7 protein-coding genes are annotated in these 6380 nt (G+C 26.8%); 2 read left to right on the top strand and 5 right to left on the bottom strand.

Annotated features, from left to right (window positions below):
- Nucleotides 1-305: 305 nt before the first annotated feature.
- The 3 genes from BZ132_RS00750 to BZ132_RS00740 form a co-directional block, all read right to left on the bottom strand.
- Nucleotides 306-1643: an exonuclease domain-containing protein gene (locus BZ132_RS00750; protein ID WP_112149266.1), complete on the bottom strand. Its 1338-nt coding sequence runs from the start codon at nucleotides 1641-1643 to the stop codon at nucleotides 306-308.
- Between the two features lie 80 nt (nucleotides 1644-1723).
- Entirely contained in the window at nucleotides 1724-2026 is a 303-nt protein-coding gene (locus BZ132_RS00745) for a hypothetical protein (RefSeq protein WP_011405756.1), read from the bottom strand.
- 126 nt (nucleotides 2027-2152) lie between these two features.
- The gene (locus BZ132_RS00740) at nucleotides 2153-2575 is read right to left on the bottom strand and encodes a hypothetical protein (protein ID WP_011405755.1); all 423 of its coding nucleotides are present in this window, start codon (nucleotides 2573-2575) and stop codon (nucleotides 2153-2155) included.
- A gap of 96 nt (nucleotides 2576-2671) precedes the next feature.
- On the opposite strand from BZ132_RS00740, the gene BZ132_RS00735 reads away from it, so the two are divergent.
- A complete protein-coding gene (locus BZ132_RS00735) occupies nucleotides 2672-2995 on the top strand; it encodes a hypothetical protein (RefSeq protein WP_011405754.1) in 324 nt (107 codons plus the stop codon).
- Between the two features lie 11 nt (nucleotides 2996-3006).
- On the top strand, nucleotides 3007-3330 hold the full coding sequence (locus BZ132_RS00730) for a hypothetical protein (RefSeq protein WP_011405753.1): 324 nt from the start codon (nucleotides 3007-3009) through the stop codon (nucleotides 3328-3330).
- Between the two features lie 114 nt (nucleotides 3331-3444).
- Here the strand turns inward: BZ132_RS00730 and aspS are convergent, their stop codons facing one another.
- Both aspS and hisD read right to left on the bottom strand, forming a co-directional pair.
- Entirely contained in the window at nucleotides 3445-4764 is a 1320-nt protein-coding gene (aspS, locus tag BZ132_RS00725) for an aspartate--tRNA(Asn) ligase (RefSeq protein ID WP_011405752.1), read from the bottom strand.
- 105 nt (nucleotides 4765-4869) lie between these two features.
- Entirely contained in the window at nucleotides 4870-6093 is a 1224-nt protein-coding gene (gene hisD / locus BZ132_RS00720) for a histidinol dehydrogenase (RefSeq protein ID WP_011405751.1), read from the bottom strand.
- Between the last annotated feature and the right edge of the window lie 287 nt (nucleotides 6094-6380).

Raw genomic sequence — 6380 nt, 5'->3', positions numbered from 1 at the left:
AATAAATAAGAATATTGAAATAAATTCATTATTCTTCTTCTTTTTTTTATGTGAAACATGAGTTAAAATGAATGTATACATATTTGAGTGTGATTATTATTGAGTTTAATTTAGATGAAAAAACATCTACATGAGAACTACTATGTTTTAGCCAATTATATAAACTTGATATGAATTAGCCTACTATTAATTAGAACCAGAGTAAGTTGAAGCATGCACAATTTTACCATTATACTACTTTTAAAAATTATATTATGAACATAGCGTTTCTACAAATCCCATATAATAATAAAAGAGTTAAAACATTATTCAATACCCAATTCATTAAATAAATTTTTTTCACTAATAATTTTAATTTTAGCACCTTTATCTATTATTTGTTGTGCTTTAACAATTTTTCCACCAATATTACCATACTTCCATGCAGGACTTCCATAATCTCCAACAAACAAATAATCCAACTTGTATGATACACAATTTTTCTTAATAAGACCTCTTTTTTCAAGAATTGATACTATTTTAGCCTTATTTCCATGTTTAAAATCACCTGTTAAACAATATGTTTTTCCCTCTAAATCAAGAGACTCAACTGTTGTTTTAATTGGACTTAAAAGCTCTAAAAACATCTTTGAAACGTTTATATATTCATTTTCTCCAACAGTATTCTTTTTTAGAAGAGATGTTGTTATTTCTACTATTTTATCATAAGGGTATGTTCCTTTAAGGGATTTATTTTGATCTAACCATGAATCTAAGTATTTAAGTTCTTCATGTGTTATTTTATTATCAGCTGTGATAATTTTTATAATTCCCTGTAATACTTGTGTTTTAAGTGTATTTGGTTTATATATATTGGATTGATTAACACTTTCAATAGTAGAGAGTTTTTCCTTATCTTCCCCATTAACACATCCTTTATCAACGATAGATGTTATTTTTTTTGTAATATCATCAAATAAGGGATAGTGATTATATTTCATATTTTCTTGTAGCCATGAATTTAGTAGATTTAATTGTTTTTGTGTTGATGATTGATTATATATTAAAACTTGTACCATTCCATAAAGATTATTTATGTTAGTTGATAATTTAGGATCATATGATTCTGTCTTTGGCTTGTATTTATACTGCTTTACTTGATTAGTTCCTATTGGATTATGTCTATTTATGTATTCAAATAATTCATATGCTGCTCTTGCATCTTCTATTGCATTGTGTGGATTATATATTATATGTAACTTTTTAGCTATATTTTCTAGTTTATATGATGGTAAATCCAAATTTTTTCTACTTTGTGTTAGAGTACAGCAGTAATTAAATTCTGGAACTTCTAAATCATATCTTTGAAGTGATTTAGTCAGTACTCTAAGATCATATGTTATATTATGTCCAACAATCACATTATTTGATAACCAAGAGCTTATTTCACTCCAATATTCAGGGAGTGTTGGACTTTGTTTTATCATGTGTGGTGCTATTTTTGTTATTTGAATATTAATATTATCAAATGTATCTTCAGGATTTATAAGAGAATATTTTCTTTCTACAACATTATTATTTCTAATTAACATAACACCTATTGCACATATTGAATTTTGTCTAAAATTTGGATTTTCAAGATCCATTACAACATAGTCTCTCATAACAATCACTATATTAATAAATAAAATAAGTTTTCCTAAAAAAAAGTTTTAAAAAAAGTAAAAAAACAATGACTAAAAATCTATTTTTCATCTAGTTGTGGTATTGAAGCTTTTGTCATTTCTTTAGCTATTGCATATAGATCTTCTGCTTCTTCTTCCTTTGTATAATAAATTTTATCATTTTGTGGATTATAGTATGGATAGTTTTCTCTAACGTATACTGTTATTCCTTTGTATGTTGTTTCAACATAGTCTCCAGCTTCATCGGCCTGATAAATCTTTGAAGTATTTCCTGATGATTCATCAGAAACATTATAAACTGAAGAAGTAGTGTTTGTTGTATTATTAATATTTTTAATAATACTTGTTATCTTTGACTTCATAAAACAAACCTTCTTAAAAAAAATTATTCTAATTGAATAAAATTTAATGTTCTTATAATCTAATTAAAGTATATGTAAATATCCATATATAAATTATTTGTAAATTATATGAAAATACATAACAAATTACTTTTTATGATTAAGAAATGATATAATCGGAGATTTATCATTATTATTTATGAAATTTTCATAATCATCAACACTTGTATCTAAGAAATTAGTAATAACATCCAAATCATCAAATCCTTCATATAACTCAAAAATAGGATTATTGTTTATATTTATATTATTATTAGAATATATTATAATTATTCCTTTAGAATAATAAAAATATGAAATTATCAAGTATATTATGTTAATAAGACCTAATGAAAACCAGGAAGTAGCTATTAATAACAATACATGAATTGTTAAACTACCATGATTTTTCTTAGTTAGATATGTCTTATTATCCACATTATCCTTAAGTATGAATCCATCCCTAGTATAGAATTTAATTAATTCTCTTAAATTCTTAGAAGTATATACATGTTTTTTATAGTATTGCATAGAAATCAATGATAAATTATTAATATATTATAATATAGATTGCATAGTATATTAATCTTGTATCACAAACATAATAACAATGAGGGTGAATAGAAAATGAAAGAAACATATGAATATATTCTAAGTGATGTTGATAATAAATCATATAATATAAAATGTAAAGCAGAATATAATACTGAAAATGATTATGATACAACATATTATTTTTTTGATGGAGACACATGGCATAAAGATTTCATAGACTTAAATAAAATATCACCTGAAAATAAAGAAGATAAAGATAAATTTGAAGATTTTATAACAAGAATGCATGATTATATGGTACATGGAAATCTTTGGAAAGAATTAAAAGCTATGAATGATCATGATGAAATCTCTAAAGAACAATATAAATTAAATATCATAGCAAATAAATTATAAGGATGTAGAATATGAATATACGAGAAATAGAATGTATTCTACTTGATGATACTTATGAAGAAGATGATTTTAATATACTTGCTAAGATAGTATATAATCCACAAGGAAAATCCAAATTATATGCATGGGATGGACTTGAATGGAGTGAAAAGGGATTTAATAGAGTATATACTAATAGAAATAATCAATATGCATACGATGATATTGTAAATAGAATATTTCAATTAAGAGATAATGGTTTAATCTTTGAAATTGCCAGTAAATTAAATGAAGATGAAAGCTATTATTTTGAAGAAGAAAGAATTTACATATATATTGAAGATATAAAAGAATAGATACTCTCCCAAGTACCTCTTTTTTTATTAAATTTATTAAAAATAGACAAACTTATTTTATCATACTTATTTTAGAAAAAGAAATTAATTTAAAAAAAAAATAAAGAAGAACAACTAAGGTGTAAGTCGTCTTCTGTCTCTTGGGAATAATACAGTTTCCCTAATATTTTTTGCACCTGTAATAACCATTGTTAATCTGTCTGCACCCATACCCCAACCAGAGTGTGGTGGCATACCATACTTAAATGCTTGTAAGTATTTTTCAAATGAATCAGGATTTAAATCTTTTGCTTCTATTTGACTGTATAAAAGATCATAATCATGGATACGTTGTGCACCACTTGACAATTCAAGATCTCTGTACATTAAATCAAATGCAGTGCTTTTTTCAGCATCATCACTGTTAGGCATTACATAGAATGGTTTAATTGCTGTTGGCCATTCTGTAATAAAGTAGTAACTACCCATAGTTTCTCCTAATACTTTTTCTGCTGCCCTATTTAAATCTTCACCATAATTCATTTCAACATCCCTACTATTTACAATATCAATTACTTCTTCATATGTAACTATTGGGAATGGTTCTGTAGGAATATCTAATTCATGATCTAAGTCAGATAATTCTTTTTGACAATTAGTAGATATGTCTGATAATATTCTTTTAATTAATTCTTCTAATGTGTTCATTGCATCTGTTTGACTTTTAAATGACATTTCTGCATCAATGGATAATGCTTCATTTAAATGTCTTAATGTATCATGTTCTTCTGCTCTGAATATTTGTCCTATTTCAAATACATTGTCAAGACCTGTTGCCATCATCATTTGTTTGTATAGTTGAGGACTTTGTCCAAGAAATGCTTCTTTTTCAAAGTAGGTTATTGGGAATAATTCTGTTCCACCTTCAGTTGCTGAAGCTACAAGTTTTGGTGTTGTGATTTCTGTAAAATCATTGTCATAGAAGTAGTTACGTGCTGTGTGTAACATTTGACTTTTTATTTTAAATATTGCACTTACATCATGTTTTCTTAAATCCATGAATCTTGAATCTAATCTTGTATCCATTTCTGCTTCTACTTTTTCTGTAGTATCTAATGGTAGAGGTAATTGTGAAACATTAATTACATCAATGTTACTTGGAATTATTTCAACACCATTAGGTGCTTTTGCTGATTCTTGTACAGTACCTGTTAGGGTAATTATTGTTTCTTTTCTTGCTGCACGTACATCTGCCATCATTTCTTCAGATAATTTTTTACTTGGTGCTGTTAATTGTGTTATACCATTTTTATCTCTGATTAATACAAATACAATTCCACCAAGATCTCTTATTTCATGTACCCATCCAGTTACTTTAACTGTTTCACCAGCAAGTTCTGGACCTATTTCATTTGAGTAATGGGTTCTTTTACATTTTTCAAATATGTCTGTCACTTTTTCACCTATGTATTCATTTTATGATTTTAGTTAAAATTAATAAAATATTAATATATATTTATATTTTTCTTAATTGATAAATTTATTTAATAGAAAAATATTTTATTCCATATCTTCTGCTCTTTTTTTAATAGATAAAGCATGAGCATATAATCCTTCTGCTTCTGCTAGGTTTATAACCATGTCTTTAATATTTTTAACACCTTCAGGTGATAATTCTTGTATTGTTGGTTTTTTAAGGAAAGATTCTGCAGATAAACCAGAATACATTCTTGCCCCACCACTTGTTGGAAGAACATGGTTTGTTCCAGAACCATAATCTCCACCAGCAACTGGTGTAAGATTACCTAAAAAGATAGAACCAGCATTATTTATTGATTCTAATGTTTTATAATGATCTTTTGTCACAATAACCAAGTGTTCTGGAGCATATGCATTAGTAAAATCTATAGCATCTTCCATACTACTTGCCACTAGAACATGACCATATTTAGATAATGATTCTTCTATTATATCACTTCTTTTTTGTGTTTTAAGATATTCCATAACATGTTCTACAGTTTTTTGGGCCACTTCTTTTGATGTAGATACAAGTATTGTTGCAGCATTAGGATCATGTTCTGCTTGAGCTAATAATTCTGTTGCAATATATTCAGGATTTGCTGTTTCATCTACCAATGCTAACATTTCAGATGGACCTGCTGGAAATTCAATATCCACATCACCATATACTAATTTTTTAGCTGTTGCTACAAAAATATTACCAGGTCCTACAATCTTATCAACAGAAGGTATTGTTTGAGTAGAATATGCCATTGCTGCTATAGCTTGAGCACCACCCACCATGTAAATATCAGTTACACCAGCAATATATGCTGCTGCAAGAATTTCATCACTAACACATCCATCTTTATCTGGAGGAGTACAACAAATAATCTCTTCTACACCAGCAATCTTTGCTGGAATAACAGTCATTAATATGGATGAAGGATATGCTGCCCTTCCACCAGGAATATAACAACCAACACGAGATAATGGTCTTATAATTTGACCAGCCTTAACACCATCTTTTACTGTCATTGTCCAATCAGATGGTATTTGTGCTTTATGAAACTTACTAATATTTTCTGCTGCATCTTCCAATGCTTTTCTTAGTTTAGGACTAATATTTTCCACACTTTGTTTAATAGTCTCAACAGGTACCTTAAAATCAGAGATATCTGCCTTATCAAATTTCAAAGTATAATCATGTAATGCTTTATCCTTATTTTCACATACATTTGCAATAATTTCCTGTACAGGTTGTATAACATCACTAGAATTCATTTGAATTCTCTGAGTATACTTTGAAAAGTCTTCTTGTTTTAACTCTATAATTTCTAGCAATTTAAATCCTTCCAACTATATTAAATATTCTTAATTAAATATATCTTTTTTAAAACTAATAATAATATTCATAAATACATCTAAAAAAAATAATTCATATTCATAAAAACATACACCCAATATAATAAATATAATATGTGAAATTAAAAAAAAATGGATTTGTAATTTTTAGATACTGATATATTATTATATCATCTATGGTTCAAAATATAAAGAGGAAATAATTT

This window comes from Methanosphaera sp. DEW79 (genome assembly GCF_003266085.1).
Classification (GTDB): domain Archaea; phylum Methanobacteriota; class Methanobacteria; order Methanobacteriales; family Methanobacteriaceae; genus Methanosphaera; species Methanosphaera stadtmanae.
Note: the sequence above shows the minus strand (reverse complement) of the source record. Positions and strands in the feature narration are given on the sequence as shown.

Excerpts from the sequence above, each read along its gene's own strand:
- BZ132_RS00730 (WP_011405753.1), top strand. The coding sequence starts at position 3,007 with ATGAATATACGAGAAATAGAATGTATTCTACTTGATGATACTTATGAA.
- BZ132_RS00745 (WP_011405756.1), bottom strand. The coding sequence starts at position 2,026 with ATGAAGTCAAAGATAACAAGTATTATTAAAAATATTAATAATACAACA.
- hisD (WP_011405751.1), bottom strand. The coding sequence starts at position 6,093 with ATGAATTCTAGTGATGTTATACAACCTGTACAGGAAATTATTGCAAAT.
- BZ132_RS00750 (WP_112149266.1), bottom strand. The coding sequence starts at position 1,643 with ATGAGAGACTATGTTGTAATGGATCTTGAAAATCCAAATTTTAGACAA.
- BZ132_RS00735 (WP_011405754.1), top strand. The coding sequence starts at position 2,672 with ATGAAAGAAACATATGAATATATTCTAAGTGATGTTGATAATAAATCA.
- BZ132_RS00740 (WP_011405755.1), bottom strand. The coding sequence starts at position 2,575 with ATGCAATACTATAAAAAACATGTATATACTTCTAAGAATTTAAGAGAA.